We start from the raw sequence: 19,491 nt of genomic DNA, 5'->3' as shown, positions 1-19,491 counted from the left end.
CGTAACTTGTTTTTAATTGTTAATAATGCTATTTTTTAACTATAGACTAAATATGCGTATAAATAATAATACAGCAAGGGAAAGTATAGAATCAAAGAAAGTTTTGCTTACCCCAATTTCCCCTTTGATTACCTGGAAAATTAAGATCCCCTTTTTTTATCTCTCAAAAGATGACCTTATTCTTTACGTGACAAGTATTTTTCCCAATTCCAACAATCATTCTGCGAAAATCGTTTTTTCCGCTAGAACTTCTTCTTTGAACCAAGTCATTTGGTCTTGAAAATCAATCGTCCCATCTCGAATATAATCTGCTTGTGGAGAAACAATTTCTTCGTGCATCAAAAAAAGCGGTCGCGCTTCCTCTAGATACCCCGTGACCCAATTAATAATTTTCTCTGGCTGTTGTTGAAAGTCTCTAATGATTAGTCTACCCAAGACAATATCCAGAGGTGTTCTTAAATAAATGGCCTTGTCGATAGCAGGTGCGAGTTGCTGATGGACATACCCAAACGGAAAATCGATCAAGATCAGCGCACAGTGGTGAATGATTTGTTTTAGGTCATTTATCAATGGTTGAATATCAAATTGATTGATTGCTTCGTAGGGTTCGTTTAACAGAGCCTCAGAGGATGGTGCAGAAGGCAATGCATCGATACTATAATCATCAAAAGATAAAACTGCTGTACCGGGACATAGATTGGCGACCTTTTGGATAAAGGTGGTTTTCCCTGAAGCAGTCACTCCACTAACAACGATAACTCTTGCTTTTTTCATCTGTTTCTCCTTTGTTTTCATTTTCTGTTTAAGTCTTGCGACACATCTAGCTGTTTCTTCTAAGCGTAAAGTAGTTTTGATGCAATACCAAACAGGTGTTTAAAAATTTACTAATTCATATAGATTTTTTTTACATTACTCCGGAAATAAGGTAACTTATCATATAAAGGAGCGTGATCGTGTGAAGGTAGACAAAATCGAATACAAACGAGTAATCAATGATGCCGGACATCTTGAATATGATCTTTTGCAGTATCTTGAAAAAAATCGCGAGAGTGCTTCTCCGGAAATCAAACGTACTGAGATCGATTACTTGATCGATCATGATATTCAACACCGCATCATCCAAAATGCTCGTAAAAGCTTGATTGGAGACAAAATCATACTTAAAGATGCCGTCAGTCAAGACTATCTTTTATTAAAAAAATATACCGACTTTTTTCGCACTTATCAGTGATTGTAATGAAAAAGCAGAACCAGAGAGAAGCTCTCAGTTCTGCTTTTTTTTATTCTTCAAAATGTTCTTGGTAAACGTCTTCGACTGTTTGGTTTGGATCAATCACAATATAAAGGCTTTTTGTTTTTTCACTGATTTTTGTTGATTGATAAACGTTATCTAATCCTTCAGTATCTTTGTCTTTGTATGGGAAGTACACAAGATCGGGTGTTCCATTACGGTAAAGAATTTCCATTCGTTCAATATCTTCGTATTTCAAAGCGCGGGCGAACATGCCTAATTCCAATCCACCTAAATTGATATCATGTGTTGCAACATGATCCCCTTCTTGGAAGATTTCAATTTTGAATCCTGCACATGGATGGATCTCAACAAATTCGCTTCCGTGGATGCGGCCAAAACTAGTAGTGATTTGCTTGATCCACAAATCTCCAATATAACGGCGCTCAATCGTCCATGTTTCTCCATTACGGAAATAAAATTTCAATGCTTTCATTTCTCTTGCCATGACATAACGCTCCTTTTTTTTAATAATACATTTCAATTTTAACACATTGTCTGCTAAGGAGCACAAATTAACTTTCTTTCTCGCTCACTTTTTTTAAAAAACCTTCGATATCGACCGCCGCTCGATGATGCGTACCTGTCGCTAGCAGTTGATCGTTTTCATAGACACGAAAAGTAAACTCATACGTCTTTTCATTCGAGATCTCTTCACAGCATACCTGAACGGTTGCACCGATTCCTGAAGCCGCCCGGTGCTCGATCGTAAATTGTGTTCCTACTGTTGTCTTACCAGACGCTATACGCGATTCCAATGCTTCAAAACAGACAGCTTCTACCATGGCAGCCAAACGAGGGGTCGCTAAGACAGGCAGTCCTCCCGATCCAACTGCAAGAGCTGTATCTTCCTCGGTAACCAAAAATTCTTTTTCGATCATTGTTTTCTCACCTGCTTATTTATAGGTTATTTAATACGATTGTTTTGGCAAAAGCCAATAATGCTTTCTCTTCATTTGCGACTCGTTTCTCAATCACCGCTTTTTCGGCAGCTGCTAGCACTTCTTTCATCCAAGGACCGCCGGATTGGTCAAAGTGGCTCAGCAAGTCGCGCCCATTGATGGCCAAGTCTTTAAGTGAATGGATTGGCAACGCCTGGTAGCGAGCTTGACTAACAGAGGGATCTACCTCTTGTCCGTAATAGTATAGCAATTCTTCTGATAGTCGAGCGGCCTCGCTGCCCAGATGGTATAATGCTTCATCACTAAACGGCCCTGCTTTCCGCAACAATACTCCCTCGAATAACGATTGGACCATCCGAATCAATTCATTGGAACACTTCCATTGCTTCAAAAAAGGACGAACTTCTGCTGTAGAAAGTCCAATCTGGTCAATCAATAGTGTCCAGGCAGAAGCTTCATTGTTCAATGGTCTCTCCGGTAAATCAGCCATTCGCAACAGAGCTTCACCGGCTTGTTTCAGTCCTGGACAATAGAGATAACATTCAGTCGCTACAAAAGCCTTTAAAGCTGAATTGCGATGTGCCCCTAACAGCAATTTGACGAACTCAATGGTGATTCTCTCCACGGATATTTTTGCCAATAGCTGATGATTGTCATAAATTGCCTCAAATGTTCGTGGTTCCAATGTAAAGCCCAGTTGACTGACAAAGCGCAAGCCCCGCATCATACGTAGTGCATCTTCATGAAATCGTTCGTGCGGCTGACCCACTGCTCGCAGAATTTTCAGTTGCAGGTCTGCCAGTCCATCAAACAAATCAATGATTTCACCATCTTTTTTCAGAGCAAAAGCGTTGATTGTAAAATCTCTGCGCTTCAAATCTTCAGCCAAAGAGCGCACAAAAGCAACTTTGTCTGGCCGACGGAAATCTTGATAGGCTTCTTCTGTCCGAAAAGTCGTGATCTCATATTGTTCATTTTCCCATAAAACAAGGACTGTTCCGTGCTCGATACCCAAATCGATGGTACGAGGAAAAAGTTCTTTGATCTCAGCTGGAAAGGCACTTGTTGCAATATCTACATCATGGATTGGCTGTCCTAAGATTGTATCTCTGACACTTCCTCCCACAAAGTAGGCATCAAACCCGGCTGCTTCGATTCTTTGCAATACAGGGATTGCTTGTTCAAATTCTTGTGGTAACTTAGTCAGCTTCATTCATTTTCCCATCTTTTCTTTCAAAGCGATACGCATCTCTGCGGTTGAACTTTTTCATATTGGATTCAAAAACTTCCGTCAAATCGATACCCATGGAATTTGCCATGATCATGGTGACAAAAAGGACATCACCTAGTTCTTCAGCAACTGTTTTCTCGACTTCCGTCTTCTTCTTGGCCTTTTCCCCATAGTGATGATTGACTTCCCTTGCCAACTCGCCGACTTCTTCAGTAAGTCGGGCCATCTGTGCTAAAGGGCTGAAATACCCCGCCTTGAATTGTTGGATATAGGCATCGACTTCTTCTTGCATCTCATATAGTGAACGTTTTTCTGTCATCCTCTTCACCCTTTCTTTCACATTTTAGCAAAAGAAAACGCACCTGCCTAGATAGAGGATCGACTTGCTCATATTGTTTAATGCCAAATTTCGTGCTAAATTGGTACTTGTGAGATTTAGAAATGGGGGAAACAGGATGCGATCTTTTTTTTCGTGGCGGACAGTCCGCGATATTGCCTTAATTGTTCTAGGAACGAGTGTCTATGGTTTTGGTCTCGTCTATTTAAATATACCTAATGATTTAGCTGAAGGCGGCGTCACCGGGATCACGTTGATCATGCGCGCATTGTGGGACATCAATCCCGCTTACAGTACACTGATTTTGAATATCCCAATCATTTTGCTAGGAGGTAAGATTCTTGGCAGACGTTCGCTAGTCTATACAGTGATTGGAACCTTTGGTCTTTCATTTTGGTTAGGTTTCTGGCAGACGGTTCCATTATTGATCGATCTGCAGCATGACTTACTGATCGTTGCGTTACTCGCAGGACTAATTGCAGGGATCGGCAGTGGTGTTGTTTATAAAGTTGGTGGGACAACAGGTGGCGTGGATGTATTAGCCCGGATCCTAGAAAAGAACTTTGGGATCACGATTGGTCGTTCTCTCTTGATCTTTGATGTTTTCGTTCTATTGCTTTCCTTAACCTATATCGATTTGAAACGCATGATGTACACGCTAATCTTTTCCTATGTTTTCGCTCGCGTGATTGATTCGATCCTAGATGGCGGCTATTCAGCAAAAGGGATCATTGTTATCAGTAATCATAGTGAAGAAATTGCCCCTGTCTTAATGAATGAATTGGAACGAGGCGTCACCTTTTTAAATGGGGAAGGAGCCTATTCCGGTGGTAACAAACGGATCATTTATATGGTAGTAAGCGGCCGGGAAATTTCAGAGGTCAAACGGATCGTTGCCGACTTCGATCAACAAGCGTTCGTGTCGGTGATCAATGTCCATGAAGTCGAAGGGGAAGGCTTCACTTATTTACGTCCTAAATCACGATTTTTGCAACGCAAGGCAGCAAAATCAAAAAGATAACCCCATTCTTCCATCCTATCTAATTATAAAGAAAAAACCGCAAGAAACTTGATTTCTCCCGCACACTGTTGCAAACGACGAACGCTCGGTGCTGGGAGTCCTCTTCTTTCTTGCGGTTCTTTTCTGTTCCACTAGTTTTTATTACTTCACATAGCGCTTTTTAATAGCTTTATTAATGACTTTTTTCTTTTTGATCGAGTTTGAAGCGGTTGACTTCATCCGATAATTCCAAAAAAGCATCCCGATCCCCATTTTCCAAAGCAAGATCGATTTGGCGGTATAATTTCTCAATTTTTAGCTGCATAGCTTCTTTGTCAAGATATTCTGTCACATTTTTTTGTACTTCTTCGTCAACATGGTCATTCCACCGTTCAAAAGGATTGTCCTCCAGAACAGCTAAATAAAGTGGTTTTTCCCAAGGATTTGGAAAGATACATTCTAAATAAAGCGGCTGTTTCCAATTCATCCTGATTTCGTGAAAAATTTGATCGATATCATAAAAGGTTTGATTCTGGATCGTCAACACAAATGGCTCGCCGCCAATCTCTGTACTGCGAACACTCAACCCCCGATCTGTCTGCATCGCCCCTTCAACAATATGAACATTTGTCAAAATGGCTTCATGATTTGCTAGGTAGTTCAGAACCCAAGAAACTTCTCGTCGGCTGAATGATACAGTAGAAACTAACCAATTGAGAAATTTTTTCTTTTCTTGTACATTGATGTTCATTTCCCTCACCTATCTTTCTAATAGATCCTCCACGATCGATTGCACTTCCAGATCACCAGGTTCGTGAGCCAGATAATGTCTCAGTAAAGGTAGAGCTTCTGATAATCGTCCTTCTTCTCTTAAGAACAATCCATATTCTTTCATAAAAGCTGGTTCATGCTGCAATCCTTCATTCGCTTGTTCATAGAACTTCGCTGCTTGGTCAAACTCTTCTAACGCGTTATAAGCCTGTGCTAAATTCCATAGAGCATGGGGTTGTTCATTGTCTTCCATCTTCTCGATAGCCAACACAGCTTCTTGCCAACGCTCTTCATTCAAATAAAGATTACTCAGTGTAAGCAGGGTTTCATCCTCTTTTTCCCCCGTCTCAAGGGCTTTTAATAAGAAGGATTCGGCTGCTTCGCTGTCATGCAACCGATACGCATTTTCTGATGCAAAATGATAAAAATCCACTTGAAATGGATCTTCATGGATTCCTTCTTCAATGACAGTTTGTGCCTCTTCCAGTTGCTCTTCTTCTTGTAATGCCTCTGCTAAATAGAGATACAAGGAACGGTATTGCGGATTCAGTGCCCGCAACTGCTGCAAATATCGAATCGCATGCTCATTTTCTTTTAATTGTAAGTAAACTAAAGCGGTTTGGAATAGACGGTCATCTGTTTGATCCTCAGCTAGACTTGCTTCCAGATATTCGATGGCTTCTTCAAATTTCCCAGCCATACTCAATGCGGCTCCGGTCCGTTCCAATAAGGAAATACCTGTGATTTCCTGGATATTTTCCTTTAGTAATCCTTGATAAAACTCTGCCGCTTCTTGATAACGGTCGGTTGAAAAATACAATTCCGCTAGTGCAAAACGAATCAGCGATTCTTTGGGCAGCAGCTTTTGAGCTTCCAATAATTTTGCTTCACTGACTTCGGGGATCCCAATCAATTGATAGAGATCAGCACTGATCAATAACGCTCGTGGATAAAAAGAGCTTTGCGGTGTGATTCGATCTAGATAATCAAAAGCTTCGTCGATTTGATCATTTTCCATAGCAATTTCTGCTAACGATAGCAACCATTCTTCATTTTCGGGGTCACGTTCTTGCAGTGTATCAAATACTTCTCTTGCTTCTTCTAAAAAGCCGATTTGGATCAATTCTTCTCCTAATTCGGCTAAGACTTCATTTTGATCTGATTGCAGGGCTTTTGCAAAATTCAATTGCGCATCAGCTAAATTCTCGGCTGCTAATGCCTGTAACATTTTTTCACTGTATGTTTCCATCTAAGTTCCTCTTATCTGATTGATTATTGTTTGGTAAGCGCTCATTGTCTGGACGAGATCCTCTTCTAATGCGCTGGTTCTGCCCCCTATTGTACCAATTTCTGATAAAAAAAGCAGTTTTTTCTCTTTTTTCTGTAACAGCAGAACTTGCTGAAAATAGTCGCTTAAAGATAGTTGGTCAGGCAATACTAAAGGAAACCCTAGTTGGTCAAGCCACAAGCAAAGCTTATCTAATTTGACTGCTAACTGCTGTTGTTGAACATTCCAGATTAAGTGAAAGAGTAGGCCATAAAAAAGTTTCATTGCATCAGACAGCAAATGTCCATTTTCAGTCTTATAAAAAGCATCTGTAAAGACTTGTCCATATTCTTCAAGTGCTGCACCGTTTGCTTGATAGGCTTGGATCACCCGATCTGTATATGCTGCAAACGAACGATTGTTTACTTGTTTTTCTGTCAGAAACGTGCGAAAGAGTTCCCGCAGAAAAGCTTGATCCGTGAGCAGTCCGCAACGAATCAATACAAGTAAGTCCACCAACTTCCCATCTTTTTGTTTTTCAGCAATCGTTTGATCGTATACGACCACTTGCGGTACATTGGGACTTTGCAAAACAGGAATATCTGGTTTCTTAACAATGATCGCAGATTCTTTGACACTTTTAGCTAACGCCCGTAAAGACACCGGGATCAACCAAAGATCGCTAGTCAGAATCGACGTGTAGTGAATAAAACTACTTAACGCCAGCACACCTTCATTGCCGAAACCCACGATCAAATAGTTCTCCTGTTTCGAAAAGCGGCTTAGGAAGGACATAAAGGCCTGAAATTCCGTAAAATTATTGCAATACATTTGATTGGTACAAATATACCAGCTGACTTCTTTGGGTAAAAACAAACGGGTCAGTTTTTCAGAGAAACGATCATAATACCGCTGGTTTGTGAGAATGATGACTTGATCATTGGAAATTTCCTGCGTCCGTAAAACAGCATTCAATGTTTCTCCATACAAGATTTGCGTCTGCTGTTCTTTTCTAGAAAAGACAAATTCCATACATCCGCCCCCCATCTACGATTTGTTACTTCTATTATAACAAGAATCAACCATTTCACCTACTAACTAGCGAAAGGATGAGGGAAAGCCATGGATTTGAAATCAAAAAACAAACGACCTCTTTTTTTTAAAAAGGTCGTTTGTTTCGTAACGCTTGGTTCATAAAATCAAACAAGAAGAGTATAGAGAGATTGATTGTCCCGCAAATCAATATATTGTGGATCAAATCTTGACATTCGCGCCAGTAGTGGGGGCAGATCTTCCTGCCTTTTTAGCAGAATCCCTAACAGTACTGGTCCTGTTCCGCGATTGATTTTTTTGGTATATTCAAATCGAGTGATATCATCCGTAGGACCCAAAATATTGCTAACAAATTCTTTCAACGCCCCAGGTCTTTGAGGAAAATTGACCACAAAATAATGTTTTAAGCCTTGATAAATCAAGGACTTTTCCTCAATCTCTGCCATTCGAGTACTATCGTTATTGCCGCCGCTGATAATACAAACAACGGTTTTCCCTTTAATCTCTTCTTTGATCAATTCCAGAGCGGCGACACTCAGTGCTCCCGCTGGTTCTGCCACAACTGCTTGTTTACTGTATAAGTCCAAGATAGTTTGGCAAATTAAACCCTCATCTACCGCTACTATTCGATCGACGTACTGGGCTGCATGCTGGTAGGTCAATTGACCGACTTTTTTGACAGCTGCTCCATCTACAAATTTATCGATCTGCTCTAATGTGGTCGGACCATGATTATCAAAAGCCGCCTGCATCGAAGCGGCGCCTAGAGGTTCAGCACCAACCATTGAGATTGTAGGCTGTTTTGCTTTCAAATAAGTTGCAACACCACTGATCAACCCGCCACCGCCAATTGCTGCCACAACATAATCGATAGAATAATTGCGCTGCTTTGCTTCTGCCAGCAGTTCAACTGCCAATGTTCCTTGGCCTGCAATAATGGCGGGATCATCAAAGGGATCAATAAACGCCATTTGATGGTCTTCGGCATAGTGTTGGGCTGCCTCGGCGGAAGCATCGAAGGTATCACCGACAAGTTCGATACGGACAAAATCACCGCCAAAAAACAAAACTTGCGCTACTTTTTGTTGCGGTGTCGTCGTCGGCATAAAGATAACCGCCGACACTTTCAATTCATGACAGGTATAGGCGACCCCTTGGGCATGATTGCCGGCACTTGCACAGACAACCCCCCGCTTCAGTATAGCCGGATCTTGCTGTGCGATTGCATAATATGCCCCCCGCAATTTAAACGATCGGACCTTCTGAAGATCCTCTCGTTTCAGTAAGACAGTCGCTTGATACTTCTCGGATAAAAACCGATCATGCTGTAAAGGAGTCTTTGAAACGACTGATTGCAAGCTTTCATGTGCTTGTTCTATTTGATCGACAGATACCAGCAATCACTGTTCCTCCTTAATCTTTCGTAACAAAAGGCATCATTTTTCTTAATTCTGACCCAACTTTTTCGATTGGATGATTCCCGTTTTGTTCCCGCATTTTTTTGAATTCCGGAAAACCAGCTTGATTATCCGCAATAAAACCTTTGGCAAACGTGCCGTTTTGAATATCTTTCAAGACATTCTTCATATTGGCTTTTGTTTGTTCGGTAATGATTCGTGAACCAGAGACATAATCCCCATATTCTGCTGTATTGGAGATTGAATCACGCATCTTGGCGAATCCTCCTTCATAAATCAAGTCAACAATCAGTTTCATTTCGTGACAAACTTCAAAATAGGCTAGTTCTGGCTGATAGCCGGCTTCTACCAGCGTTTCAAACCCAGTCTCGATCATACTTGTCAGTCCGCCACATAATACGGCTTGTTCCCCAAACAAGTCTGTTTCCGTCTCTTCCTTGAACGTTGTTTCTAGTACACCGACTCTTGTAGCCCCGATTCCTTTGGCATAGGACAAGGCTGTCTCTTGTGCATTGCCAGTAGCATCTTGATAAACAGCAAACAACGCAGGGACAGCAAATCCTTCGCTAAAGGTCCGGCGCACCAAATGGCCTGGTCCTTTAGGTGCCACTAGGAAGACATCCACCTCTTTTGGAGGCGTGATGACCTCAAAATGAATATTAAAGCCATGAGCAAAGGCTAATGCATCCCCTGCAGAAAGATTAGGCGCAATTTCCTTCTCGTAAAGTTCTCCTTGGATCTCATCAGGAGCTAAGATCATCACAACATTTGCTTGTTGTACAGCTTCAGAAACTGGAAGCACGGTAAATCCATCATTCTTTGCGTTCTCAGCTGATTTTCCTGCACGAATCCCGATCACGACGTTGTGTCCTGTATCCCGTAAATTCTGTGCATGGGCATGTCCTTGAGAACCGTAACCAATGATTGCAATAGTCTTATCTCCTAAATTGTCTGTCACTTCGTTATAATATACTTTTACCATGTATGCTTCCCTCCGAAATCTTTTTTTATTAAAAGCAACTGTTCTTGCATTTAACCTCTAGTGAAACCTGTCACACCGGTACGAGCCATTTGCTTGATTCCATAAGGCCGCAACACGTCGATACAGGCTGCTACTTTCTCTGAGTCTCCCGCTACTTGAACCACGATAGTCTTCAATGCAACATCAACGATGTGGGCTCGAAATGGTTCGATCACAGCTTGGATCTCCGAACGTGTAGTCGTTGGCGCGTTCACTTTGATCAGCACTAATTCCCGTTCAATATGGGGGTCTTCTGTAATATCTGAAACTTTTAAGACATCGATTTGCTTATTCAATTGCTTTGTCACTTGTTCTGTCTCCAGTGGGTTTTCTGCGTTGATAATGATCGTCATTCGCGAAAATTCCGGCTGTTCGGTGGTCCCAACTGAAATACTTTCGATATTCACCTGACGACGATTCAACACACTGGTGACGCGGCTTAAAACACCAGCTTCGTTATGCACGATGGCAGCAAGGATACGTTTCATAGTCTTTTAAACTCCTATCATCTCATGATTGGCTTTTCCTGGTGGAATCATTGGCAGCACATGTTCCGTTGGCGAGATCAGTACCTCAATTAGTCGTGCACCAGGTTCTAGCAATGCATTGGCCAAATCGTTGGTCAATTGATCTGGGGTTTCGATCCGCACACTATTGATGCCATATGCTTCTGCTAATTGGCCAAAATTTGGCTGTTTAGCAAATACAGAAGCAGAACGGCGTTCATTATGAAACGTTTCTTGCCATTGCCGTACCATCCCGAGAGAGCGGTTATTCATCAAAATGAATTTGACATCCAGACCATAATCATTTAGCAGAGCAAACTCTTGGTTGGTCATTTGGAAACCGCCATCGCCTACAAAAACGACTATCGTTTTTTCAGGACAAGCAAATTTTGCCCCTATGCCTGCGGGGATGCCATACCCCATTGTTCCTAAACCTCCGCTAGTGATCAGCTGTTTGGGAAATCGAAAAGGATAGTATTGAGCGACCCACATTTGGTGTTGACCAACATCGGTAACAATAACGGCTTCCTCTTTCGTCAAGCGTCCCACTTCTTCAATCAATTTTTGCGGCTTGATTTCCTTTGTTTCCTCGCGGTCATACCGATAAGGATGTTCTTTTTTCCGTTTTTGACAACGATTGAGCCATTCCTTGCAATCTAATTCCTCCGCAGGATAGCGCAGCAACTGGGTCAAAGCTGCTTTCGCATCCGCCACGATCGGAATAGTTGTTTGAACGACTTTTCCGATTTCTGCAGGATCAATATCGATATGAGCAATGATTGCCTGTTGTCCAAATTGACTGCCGGCTGTTGCTAATCGGTCATCAAAACGTGAGCCAATATTGATGATCAAATCCGCTTCAGATAATGCCATATTCGCAGCATACGTGCCATGCATGCCCCCCATTCCTAAGAATAAGGGATGATCTGCTGGCACCAATCCAAGACCTAAGAGCGTGGTTACAATCGGCAAATGATGGGTTTCGACAAACAGACGCAATTCTTCGGCTGCATTGGCGGCACATACCCCTGCTCCCGCCAAGACAACTGGACGTTTTGCTTGTTTTAAACAATTCATCAATTTCTCGATTTGCAAAATAGATGGAAAGACGGTGGGTTGATAGCTTTTTCGCTCAATCGGCAGTTCAATGACTGCGGCTGTCCGCTGAAGCGTGACATCTTTTGGCAAGTCGATCACCACTGGACCTTTTCTACCCGTGGTAGCGATATGAAAAGCTTCTGCGATCACTCGCGGCAAATCATCGACATGTCTAACTTGGTAATTATGTTTAGTGATCGGTAATGTGATCCCTAGAATATCCGCCTCTTGAAAAGCATCTTTGCCAATACCGGCTGTTGCTACTTGACCGGTGATCACCACTAATGGAACGGAATCACTCATGGCATCAGCGATACCTGTTACCACATTGGTTGCTCCTGGTCCACTAGTCACTAGGACAACGCCGGCTTTCCCGGTGGCTTTGGCATACCCTTCTGCTGCGTGGACAGCACCTTGTTCGTGACGCGCTAAAATATTCGGAATCGCAGCATCGTAGAGTTGGTCATATAAAGGCAAGACAGCACCGCCAGGGTATCCGAAAATCAGTTCTACTGCTTGTTTCTGCAAACTATCGACTAACACTTCTGCACCGGTCCTAGTTACTTCATTCAACTGGATATTCTCCATTAAACTTCCTCCTCGCTGATTTTCATGATCGCCCCGGTATTTGCTGATGTGACTAATGCCGTATAACGTGCCAGCCAGCCTTTCTTCACTTTAGCCCGAAACTTCGGACGTGTTTGTGCACGCAGCATTAATTCTTCCTCTGAGACTAATACTTCCAATGAGCGATTTCGCAGATCAATCACGATGTCATCTCCATCACGGATCAAAGAGATCGGACCACCGGCTGCCGCCTCAGGAGAGATATGCCCAACTGCGATCCCTCTCGTGGCTCCTGAAAAGCGTCCATCTGTGATCAGTGCAACCTCTTTGCCTAACCCTCGTCCAACAATACTCGAAGTCGGCGCCAACATTTCCGGCATCCCGGGACCTCCTTTAGGCCCTTCATAGCGGATCACCACGACATGCCCTTTTTGGACCGTATGATTGTCGATCGCGGCTACTGCCTCATCATGAGAATCGAAACAAATTGCTTTTCCTTTAAAAAGCTGAATGCTTGGGTCAACACCCCCCACTTTGATGACACTTCCCTGAGGCGCAAGATTGCCGTAAAGGATCGATAAGCCGCCGACAGGGCTGTACGGATTCTCCTTTGGATGAATCACTTCTTCATTTTTGATTGTCGCCTGAGCGACATTTTCCCGCAAGGTTCTGCCTGTGACTGTCAGCCGATCTGGATGGATCGCCCCCTTGATATCGACCAATTGCCGTATAATGGCAGAGACGCCGCCAGCCGTATGGACATCGTGCATGGAATAAGCGGAAGATGGCGCAATTTTTGAGAGATAAGGAACTCGTTCGGCAATCTCATTGACCCGCCTCAAGTCATAATCGATCTCCCCTTCGTTCGCAATAGCTAATGTATGCAAGACGGTATTGGTAGAGCCCCCCATAGCCATATCAAGAGCAAACGCATCATCGATGGCTTCTTCTGTTACGATATCCCGAGGCTTGACTTGATTCTTCACTAGATCCATCAGATGGAATGCTGCTTTGCGAACAAGTTCCCGCCGTTCTTGCGAAACTGCCAGAATCGTCCCATTTCCTGGTAATGCCAACCCTAAAATCTCCAAAAGACAGTTCATAGAATTGGCTGTGAACATGCCGGCACAGGAACCACAGGTGGGACAGGCATTTTTTTCCATGAATTCAAAATCTGCCTGTGACATTTTGCCCTCTTTAAAGGCGCCGACTGCTTCGAACATGGAAGATAATGTCGTCTGATGGCCCCTAGGATCAATCCCGGCTTTCATAGGTCCCCCAGAGCAGAAAATTGCTGGCACATTGGTACGCATAGCTGCCAAGATCATCCCAGGCGTAATTTTATCGCAGTTGGGGATGTAAAAAACACCATCGAACCAATGGGCATTGATGACTGTTTCAGCTGAGTCAGCAATCAGTTCACGACTTGGCAATGAGTAACGCATCCCGATATGTCCCATGGCGATTCCATCATCTACCCCAATTGTATTGAATTCAAAAGGGATCCCCCCGGCTTCTCGAATGGCTTCTTTGGCAATATCTGCCAGTTCTCGCAGATGGACGTGACCAGGTACGATATCGATATACGAGTTGCAAATGGCAATAAAAGGCTTATTCATATCTTGGATATTTTTTACTTGTCCTGTTGCATAAAGCAAACTCCTTGCTGGAGCTGCTTCAATGCCTTTTTTTATCTGATCACTTCTCAATTCCATCATCTCCCGCCTATTTCATAAAAAAAAGCACCCCGGTTTATAATAAACTGGGATGCTTTGCCAGAATCCCATTTTACTTACGCAAATAGGACTCAAACAAACGGATAAATTTTGCTTCCGTGTTCTAAGTCCTGGTCTCAATAATAATGACAAATAAATATTGATTAAAATTGCGCATAAAAAATGGCTCCTTCATTAAAATATTTGCTGTTTTCTTGTAATTGTTTAATAATATAGCGCGAAAAAAAATTCTTGTCAATAAATTTTCTGAATTTTTTTGCAATTGATCCGATAAATGTACTTTTAGTAGACGGATCTACATTGGATTTTTGATGAAAATAGGGATAAGTAAATTTATGTACAAAAAAACCCTTGATTACTCAAGGGTTTGGAAGACTCAATTATTTCACTGCGTCTTTAAGAGCTTTACCTGGTTTGAATGCAGGTACTTTGCTAGCAGGGATCTTGATTTCTTCACCAGTTTGTGGGTTGCGTCCTTTGCGTTCTGCACGAGAACGAACTTCAAAGTTACCAAAGCCGATCAATTGAACTTTTTCACCGTTAGCTAAAGCGTCTTGAATTGTTGAGAAGACAGCGTCTACTGCTGCTGTAGCGTCTTTCTTTGTCAAGTCAGTAGCTGCTGCAACTTTTTCGATTAATTCTGCTTTATTTGCCATGGATGGTTTCACCTCCTGATTATTTTTTTGATGTCATACATCAACAAAAATCTTGAGTGGTCCAAGTTTTTTGTCAAATATTGATATCCATCAATATTCTGATATAACGTTATCATAAGAACGTTGTAATATCAAGGATTTTAACGTTTTTACTACTGTTTTTTTTAGGATTTATCGTTTTTCTGTCAAAAGAATAGAATTCTTTGTCAAAAGCAGCAAAGTATGATAAAATCGCTACTTTCGTCTTCTTGGAATGATTCGAATCGGAGTTCCTTCAAAAGTAAATGCTTTCCGGATCTGATTCTCTAAAAAGCGCGCATAAGAAAAATGCATCAACTCTTCTTCATTAACAAAAATAACAAATGTTGGTGGCTTGACCGCAACTTGTGTCGCATAAAAAATCTTCAATCGTTTTCCTTTATCCGTTGGCGTTGGATTGATGGCTACTGCATCCATGATCACATCATTCAATAATGCAGAAGGGATACGCATGTTTTGATTCATGCTGACTTCTTCGATCAAAGCTGGCAACTGATTCAACCGCTGTTTCGTTGCCGCTGATACAAAGATGATTGGGGCATAATCTAAGTATTGAAACTCATCACGAATCTCCGCTTCAAAGTCTCGCATGGTATTGGTTTCTTTTTTTAGCAGATCCCATTTATTGACAACTAGGATGATCCCACGGCCAGCTTCATGAGCATAGCCAGCGATTCGTTTGTCCTGTTCACGTATTCCTTCTTCCGCATTCAAGACCATTAGAACCACATCGGAACGTTCGATGGCACGCATCGCTCGCATGACACTGTATTTCTCTGTTGATTCGTAAACTTTTCCTTTTTTACGCATTCCTGCAGTATCAATCATAGTGAACTCTTGCCCATTTTCACTTGTAAAATGAGTATCGATCGCATCCCGGGTCGTTCCTTCGATATCCGAAACGATGACACGTTCTTCACCTAAAATCGCATTGATTAACGAAGATTTCCCAACATTTGGTCGCCCAATCAAACTAAATTTGATGATCGATTCATCCTCTTCCTCTGCTTCTTCTGTAAAATGCTTAACGGCTTCATCAAGCACATCTCCGATCCCTAATCCATGACTGCCGGATATTGGATACGGATCACCTAATCCTAATGTATAGAATTCATAAATATCTGCACGCATTTCTGGATTGTCGACTTTATTGACCGCTAGAATCACAGGCTTATTGCTCTTATACAAAAGGCGAGCAACAAGTTCATCTGCATCCGTCACACCTTCTCTGGCACTCGTAATGAAGACGATCACATCTGCTTCATCGATCGCAATTTCTGCTTGATGTTTGATTTGATCCATAAACGGCTCATCGCCTAAGTCGATTCCACCTGTATCGATAATACTGAACTCTCGACCTAACCATTCACCTGTTGCATAAATTCGGTCTCTCGTCACACCCGGAGTATCCTCAACGATCGAGATTCGTTCTCCGGCAATCCGGTTGAAAATAGTCGATTTCCCGACATTCGGACGTCCGACGATCGCAATTGTTGGATTTGACATTTTTTACCCTCCATTTATAAGAAGCAAACTGCTGAATACAGCTGCTTCTGCTTTTCAATCTTTCTTAGTTTACCTAATGCATCACTAACTTGCAAGTGTTGATGACAAACAAAAAAGCAGCTTATAACAAATTCAAAAAACGAATCGTTATAAGCTGCTAGGCTAGATTATTCTTCGTCGTTATCTTTCAACGCATCGCCCAAGATATCACCCATGGTAAAACCAGTGGATTCTTCTGGTAATTCATAGTCATCTTCTGCAGGCGCTTCTTCCGCTTCCTCGGCTTTTTCTAGTGCTTTGATGCTCAAAGCAATCCGATGATCGGTTGGATTCACTTCAAGAACTTTCACTTGCACTTGATCACCTTCATGCAACACTTCATGAGGCGTTGCAATATGTTTATGTGAGATTTGCGAAATGTGGATCAATCCTTCTACACCAGGGAAGACTTCCACAAAAGCACCAAAACTAGTTAGTCGTTTTACTACACCATCTAAAACACTACCAACGGGTGCTTGTTCTTCGATATTGCTCCAAGGTCCAGGCAATGTATCTTTGATCGATAACGATACGCGTTCTTTATTTGGATCAACGGATAAGACACGGACATTGACAGTATCACCAACAGATAAAACATCACTCGGTTTGCCTACATGGGCATGAGAAATTTCTGAAACGTGTACTAAACCATCAATTCCACCCAAGTCAACGAAAGCCCCAAAATCGGTCAATCGTGCAACTTTCCCTTCGATTTCTTGACCTTCATAAAGATCAGCTAGCAAGGCTTCTTTTTGTTTCTCTTTTTCAGCCTCAACCACTGCTTTATGGGATAAAATCAAGCGGTTCTCAGAAGGTTCGATCTCAACAATCTTAAAGGTGAGTGTCTTGCCTTTATAATCTTCAAAATCAGCTACAAAGTGGTCCTCAACCATCGAAGCTGGCACAAATCCGCGTACGCCAACATCAACAACTAAGCCACCTTTGACTACATTTGTTACAGGCGCTTCAATGATCTTACCTGCTTGGAAATCTTTTTCGATATCTTCCCAAACTTTCTTCGCGTCTAAACGACGTTTTGAAAGTAGATAGCTGCCGTTTTCTTTATCTTTACCGATTGCAGAAATAACAACTAACTCTAAAACATCGCCCACTTTGACTACTTCATTGATATCCTCAACAGGCAATGTAGACAATTCTTTTGCTGGAACGACTCCTTCTACACCTGCTCCTTCGATGCCAACGATCGCTTGTTTGTCTTCGATGGCTAAAACTTCACCTTTGACAATATCGCCAACGTTCACTTCTTGGAAGTTATCCAAAGCAGCTTCCATTGATTCATTCCCATTCTCCACTTGATTATTTTCAAATTCTGTCATGTCTTGTGTCCTCCTAACCAACAATTGTACGTAAATGCACTACATCCCTTAGTTTAAATTAGAATGCCAAAAAAATAAAGCGATTTCGCTTATTTTCACAAAAAACTGTCAATAATTGTTCTCAAAAAACGTTTCCTTCACTATTTTGCTTCAAAATCACTGTTTCATACAAAAAAAAATAGCCCCTCCGACCTAAAAAACCCCAGAGTTCGAACAATATTTCTACGCGAAAATTCCGATATTTAATGAAATTTCTCATGAGAATCGTTCGGTTCTGTTTTTTTAGGTCGACTAGCGCCAGTGGTTGATTATTCCATTTTTTGATCAACGATTTGCTGAATCGCTGCAACGACTTCTGTAATGGACATTCCTGTTGTATCAATGCGAACTGCATCATCGGCTTGTTTCAAGGGAGAGATTTCTCGATGAGAATCTAAATAATCCCTTTGCTCGATTTCTTTTTTTAATGTGTCAAAGGAGGTGGTGATTCCTTTTTGCTGGTTCTCTTTGTATCTTCTTTCTGCTCGTTCTTCTACACTCGCCACGAGAAAAACCTTTACTTCCGCTTGAGGTAAGACTGCGGTGCCAATGTCGCGGCCGTCCATTACAACACCGCCATTTTCAGCAATTTTTTGTTGCTGTTGGACCAGTTTTTCCCGGACTTTTTGATAAGCAGAAACTTTGGAAACAGCGTTGGTTACCTCGGGCTGGCGAATCTCTTCTGTCACTTTTGTTCCATCTACAAAAACATCTTGTCCTGTCTCAGTTGGCGCAAAAGTGATTGGATAAGTATCGATTAATGCCACAAGCCCGCTTTCATCTTCTAATGAGCACCCTGTTTTAAGAGCTAAATAAGTGATACTACGGTACATTGCCCCTGTATCCGTATAAACATATCCATAATGCTGAGCTAAAATTTTTGCCACTGTACTTTTGCCCGATGAAGCTGGACCATCGATGGCAATATTGATTTTTTTCATTTGTTACTCCTTCTCAACAACTACCGATCAACGGCCTTTTAACTTTCAAGAAAAAAAACCGCCAAAGCGGTTTTTTATTTAATTCGTAATGTATCGCCTGGGTAAAGCATGAAATTACTTGGATCGATCCCGTTTAATTGATACAAAGTCTCGACAGAAATACCTGTACGTGCTGCTACTTGTTCTGGACCTTCACCAGCTTGAACAGTCGTATATTGCTCTGTTCCTTGGTTGGTTTCTCCCTGATTCGCTGCACCTTGATTCGTCGTTCCTTGGTCTGCATTTCCCTGATTGTTCTGGGTGTTGTTTCCTTCTGCTTCACTGTTCGCTGGCTCTTCAGACTCACTGCTTTCAGATGAGGAAGAAGATGATGATGACGATGACGAACTACTGCTGGAAGTAGATGATTCACTGACTTTTGTCGATGACTCAACAGTCGATGATTCTGTGCTGGCAACTGTACTGCTACTTGTTGATGAGGCAACAGTTGCTGTATCATTTGAGCGGTTTAAGACCCAAATCCCCGCGCCAACAGGAATTGCAACGATCAAGAAAAGTAAAACTAAGACGATCGTCAAAAAGAGTGAATTCCCGCGTTTTTGTTTCCGCTGTTGTGATCGTGAGGCAGAATCTTCATATTCTGTATCATAAATTGGTTGTTCCCACGGCTCTTGATTTTCTGAATTATAGTTTTTGTCTTTCTTGCTCACTCGTATTACCTCCTAATATCCTTCCG

At 42.0% G+C, this 19,491-nt stretch carries 19 protein-coding genes and 1 pseudogene; 2 read left to right on the top strand and 18 right to left on the bottom strand.

Translation table 11 applies throughout. From position 1 onward, the window contains the following. Positions 1 to 216 precede the first annotated feature (216 nt). Positions 217 to 774 carry a hypothetical protein gene (locus DVW06_RS08420; RefSeq protein ID WP_003126839.1) on the bottom strand — a complete coding sequence of 186 codons (558 nt, stop codon included), beginning with the start codon at positions 772 to 774 and terminating at the stop codon, positions 217 to 219. Between the two features lie 181 nt (positions 775 to 955). Here DVW06_RS08420 and DVW06_RS08415 point away from each other — a divergent pair, with 181 nt between their 5' ends. Beyond that, positions 956 to 1,231 (top strand): hypothetical protein, encoded by a 276-nt coding sequence (locus DVW06_RS08415; RefSeq protein WP_137264557.1) that lies wholly within the window; start codon positions 956 to 958, stop codon positions 1,229 to 1,231. 49 nt (positions 1,232 to 1,280) lie between these two features. Here the strand turns inward: DVW06_RS08415 and DVW06_RS08410 are convergent, their stop codons facing one another. From DVW06_RS08410 to DVW06_RS08395, 4 genes are all read right to left on the bottom strand, one after another. Next, entirely contained in the window at positions 1,281 to 1,739 is a 459-nt protein-coding gene (locus tag DVW06_RS08410) for a hypothetical protein (protein ID WP_003126837.1), read from the bottom strand. A 67-nt stretch (positions 1,740 to 1,806) separates the two neighbouring features. Next, entirely contained in the window at positions 1,807 to 2,172 is a 366-nt protein-coding gene (locus DVW06_RS08405) for a thioesterase family protein (RefSeq protein WP_003126836.1), read from the bottom strand. A gap of 19 nt (positions 2,173 to 2,191) precedes the next feature. Then, on the bottom strand, positions 2,192 to 3,406 hold the full coding sequence (locus DVW06_RS08400; protein ID WP_003126835.1) for a CCA tRNA nucleotidyltransferase: 1,215 nt from the start codon (positions 3,404 to 3,406) through the stop codon (positions 2,192 to 2,194). Continuing rightward, the gene (locus tag DVW06_RS08395; protein ID WP_003126834.1) at positions 3,393 to 3,743 is read right to left on the bottom strand and encodes a nucleotide pyrophosphohydrolase; all 351 of its coding nucleotides are present in this window, start codon (positions 3,741 to 3,743) and stop codon (positions 3,393 to 3,395) included. Before DVW06_RS08395 ends, DVW06_RS08400 begins: the two co-directional genes overlap by 14 nt. Positions 3,744 to 3,879: 136 nt before the next feature. Between DVW06_RS08395 and DVW06_RS08390 the strand changes: the two genes are divergently transcribed. After that, a complete protein-coding gene (locus DVW06_RS08390) occupies positions 3,880 to 4,782 on the top strand; it encodes a YitT family protein (protein ID WP_003126833.1) in 903 nt (300 codons plus the stop codon). Between the two features lie 172 nt (positions 4,783 to 4,954). Here DVW06_RS08390 and DVW06_RS08385 read toward each other — a convergent pair whose 3' ends face one another. From DVW06_RS08385 to DVW06_RS08325, 13 genes and pseudogenes are all read right to left on the bottom strand, one after another. Further along, positions 4,955 to 5,512, bottom strand: a complete 558-nt coding sequence (locus DVW06_RS08385) for a YpiB family protein (RefSeq protein WP_003126831.1) — start codon at positions 5,510 to 5,512, stop codon at positions 4,955 to 4,957. Between the two features lie 9 nt (positions 5,513 to 5,521). Continuing rightward, positions 5,522 to 6,781 carry a tetratricopeptide repeat protein gene (locus DVW06_RS08380; protein ID WP_003126829.1) on the bottom strand — a complete coding sequence of 420 codons (1,260 nt, stop codon included), beginning with the start codon at positions 6,779 to 6,781 and terminating at the stop codon, positions 5,522 to 5,524. Further along, positions 6,782 to 7,831: a hypothetical protein gene (locus DVW06_RS08375; protein WP_005472178.1), complete on the bottom strand. Its 1,050-nt coding sequence runs from the start codon at positions 7,829 to 7,831 to the stop codon at positions 6,782 to 6,784. Positions 7,832 to 7,998: 167 nt separating this feature from the next. Beyond that, positions 7,999 to 9,252, bottom strand: coding sequence for a threonine ammonia-lyase IlvA (gene ilvA, locus DVW06_RS08370; protein ID WP_003126827.1), 1,254 nt, complete (start codon positions 9,250 to 9,252; stop codon positions 7,999 to 8,001). 13 nt (positions 9,253 to 9,265) lie between these two features. Next, positions 9,266 to 10,264: pseudogene (gene ilvC / locus DVW06_RS08365) on the bottom strand (ketol-acid reductoisomerase); the annotation flags it as partial. Between the two features lie 38 nt (positions 10,265 to 10,302). Continuing rightward, on the bottom strand, positions 10,303 to 10,779 hold the full coding sequence (gene ilvN / locus DVW06_RS08360; protein WP_003126825.1) for an acetolactate synthase small subunit: 477 nt from the start codon (positions 10,777 to 10,779) through the stop codon (positions 10,303 to 10,305). Positions 10,780 to 10,785: 6 nt separating this feature from the next. Further along, on the bottom strand, positions 10,786 to 12,483 hold the full coding sequence (gene ilvB, locus DVW06_RS08355) for a biosynthetic-type acetolactate synthase large subunit (protein ID WP_003126824.1): 1,698 nt from the start codon (positions 12,481 to 12,483) through the stop codon (positions 10,786 to 10,788). Beyond that, entirely contained in the window at positions 12,483 to 14,171 is a 1,689-nt protein-coding gene (gene ilvD, locus DVW06_RS08350; RefSeq protein WP_029487024.1) for a dihydroxy-acid dehydratase, read from the bottom strand. The genes ilvB and ilvD overlap by 1 nt, the downstream gene beginning before the upstream one ends. 407 nt (positions 14,172 to 14,578) lie before the next feature. Next, positions 14,579 to 14,854 carry an HU family DNA-binding protein gene (locus DVW06_RS08345; RefSeq protein WP_003126821.1) on the bottom strand — a complete coding sequence of 92 codons (276 nt, stop codon included), beginning with the start codon at positions 14,852 to 14,854 and terminating at the stop codon, positions 14,579 to 14,581. Positions 14,855 to 15,088: 234 nt separating this feature from the next. Then, positions 15,089 to 16,399 (bottom strand): ribosome biogenesis GTPase Der, encoded by a 1,311-nt coding sequence (der, locus tag DVW06_RS08340; protein WP_003126818.1) that lies wholly within the window; start codon positions 16,397 to 16,399, stop codon positions 15,089 to 15,091. Positions 16,400 to 16,566: 167 nt separating this feature from the next. Further along, on the bottom strand, positions 16,567 to 17,775 hold the full coding sequence (gene rpsA / locus DVW06_RS08335; protein WP_003126816.1) for a 30S ribosomal protein S1: 1,209 nt from the start codon (positions 17,773 to 17,775) through the stop codon (positions 16,567 to 16,569). A gap of 308 nt (positions 17,776 to 18,083) precedes the next feature. Beyond that, complete coding sequence (gene cmk, locus DVW06_RS08330) at positions 18,084 to 18,755, bottom strand: (d)CMP kinase (RefSeq protein ID WP_003126814.1); 672 nt, start codon at positions 18,753 to 18,755, stop codon at positions 18,084 to 18,086. Between the two features lie 74 nt (positions 18,756 to 18,829). Further along, positions 18,830 to 19,465 (bottom strand): SAG1386/EF1546 family surface-associated protein, encoded by a 636-nt coding sequence (locus DVW06_RS08325; RefSeq protein ID WP_003126813.1) that lies wholly within the window; start codon positions 19,463 to 19,465, stop codon positions 18,830 to 18,832. Positions 19,466 to 19,491 lie beyond the last annotated feature (26 nt).

This window comes from Enterococcus sp. ARL09-542 (assembly GCF_005234805.1).
Lineage (GTDB): Bacteria > Bacillota > Bacilli > Lactobacillales > Enterococcaceae > Enterococcus_D > Enterococcus_D gallinarum.
This window is presented reverse-complemented; position numbering and strand designations above follow the sequence as displayed.

Bases quoted from the DNA above. Each gene is read 5' to 3' on its own strand.
- DVW06_RS08390 (WP_003126833.1), top strand. From the start codon at position 3,880: ATGCGATCTTTTTTTTCGTGGCGGACAGTCCGCGATATTGCCTTAATT.
- DVW06_RS08410 (WP_003126837.1), bottom strand. From the start codon at position 1,739: ATGGCAAGAGAAATGAAAGCATTGAAATTTTATTTCCGTAATGGAGAA.
- cmk (WP_003126814.1), bottom strand. From the start codon at position 18,755: ATGAAAAAAATCAATATTGCCATCGATGGTCCAGCTTCATCGGGCAAA.
- DVW06_RS08385 (WP_003126831.1), bottom strand. From the start codon at position 5,512: ATGAACATCAATGTACAAGAAAAGAAAAAATTTCTCAATTGGTTAGTT.
- DVW06_RS08395 (WP_003126834.1), bottom strand. From the start codon at position 3,743: ATGACAGAAAAACGTTCACTATATGAGATGCAAGAAGAAGTCGATGCC.
- DVW06_RS08375 (WP_005472178.1), bottom strand. From the start codon at position 7,831: ATGGAATTTGTCTTTTCTAGAAAAGAACAGCAGACGCAAATCTTGTAT.
- DVW06_RS08400 (WP_003126835.1), bottom strand. From the start codon at position 3,406: ATGAAGCTGACTAAGTTACCACAAGAATTTGAACAAGCAATCCCTGTA.
- rpsA (WP_003126816.1), bottom strand. From the start codon at position 17,775: ATGACAGAATTTGAAAATAATCAAGTGGAGAATGGGAATGAATCAATG.
- der (WP_003126818.1), bottom strand. From the start codon at position 16,399: ATGTCAAATCCAACAATTGCGATCGTCGGACGTCCGAATGTCGGGAAA.
- DVW06_RS08420 (WP_003126839.1), bottom strand. From the start codon at position 774: ATGAAAAAAGCAAGAGTTATCGTTGTTAGTGGAGTGACTGCTTCAGGG.
- ilvB (WP_003126824.1), bottom strand. From the start codon at position 12,483: ATGGAGAATATCCAGTTGAATGAAGTAACTAGGACCGGTGCAGAAGTG.
- DVW06_RS08405 (WP_003126836.1), bottom strand. From the start codon at position 2,172: ATGATCGAAAAAGAATTTTTGGTTACCGAGGAAGATACAGCTCTTGCA.
- ilvN (WP_003126825.1), bottom strand. From the start codon at position 10,779: ATGAAACGTATCCTTGCTGCCATCGTGCATAACGAAGCTGGTGTTTTA.
- DVW06_RS08345 (WP_003126821.1), bottom strand. From the start codon at position 14,854: ATGGCAAATAAAGCAGAATTAATCGAAAAAGTTGCAGCAGCTACTGAC.
- DVW06_RS08380 (WP_003126829.1), bottom strand. From the start codon at position 6,781: ATGGAAACATACAGTGAAAAAATGTTACAGGCATTAGCAGCCGAGAAT.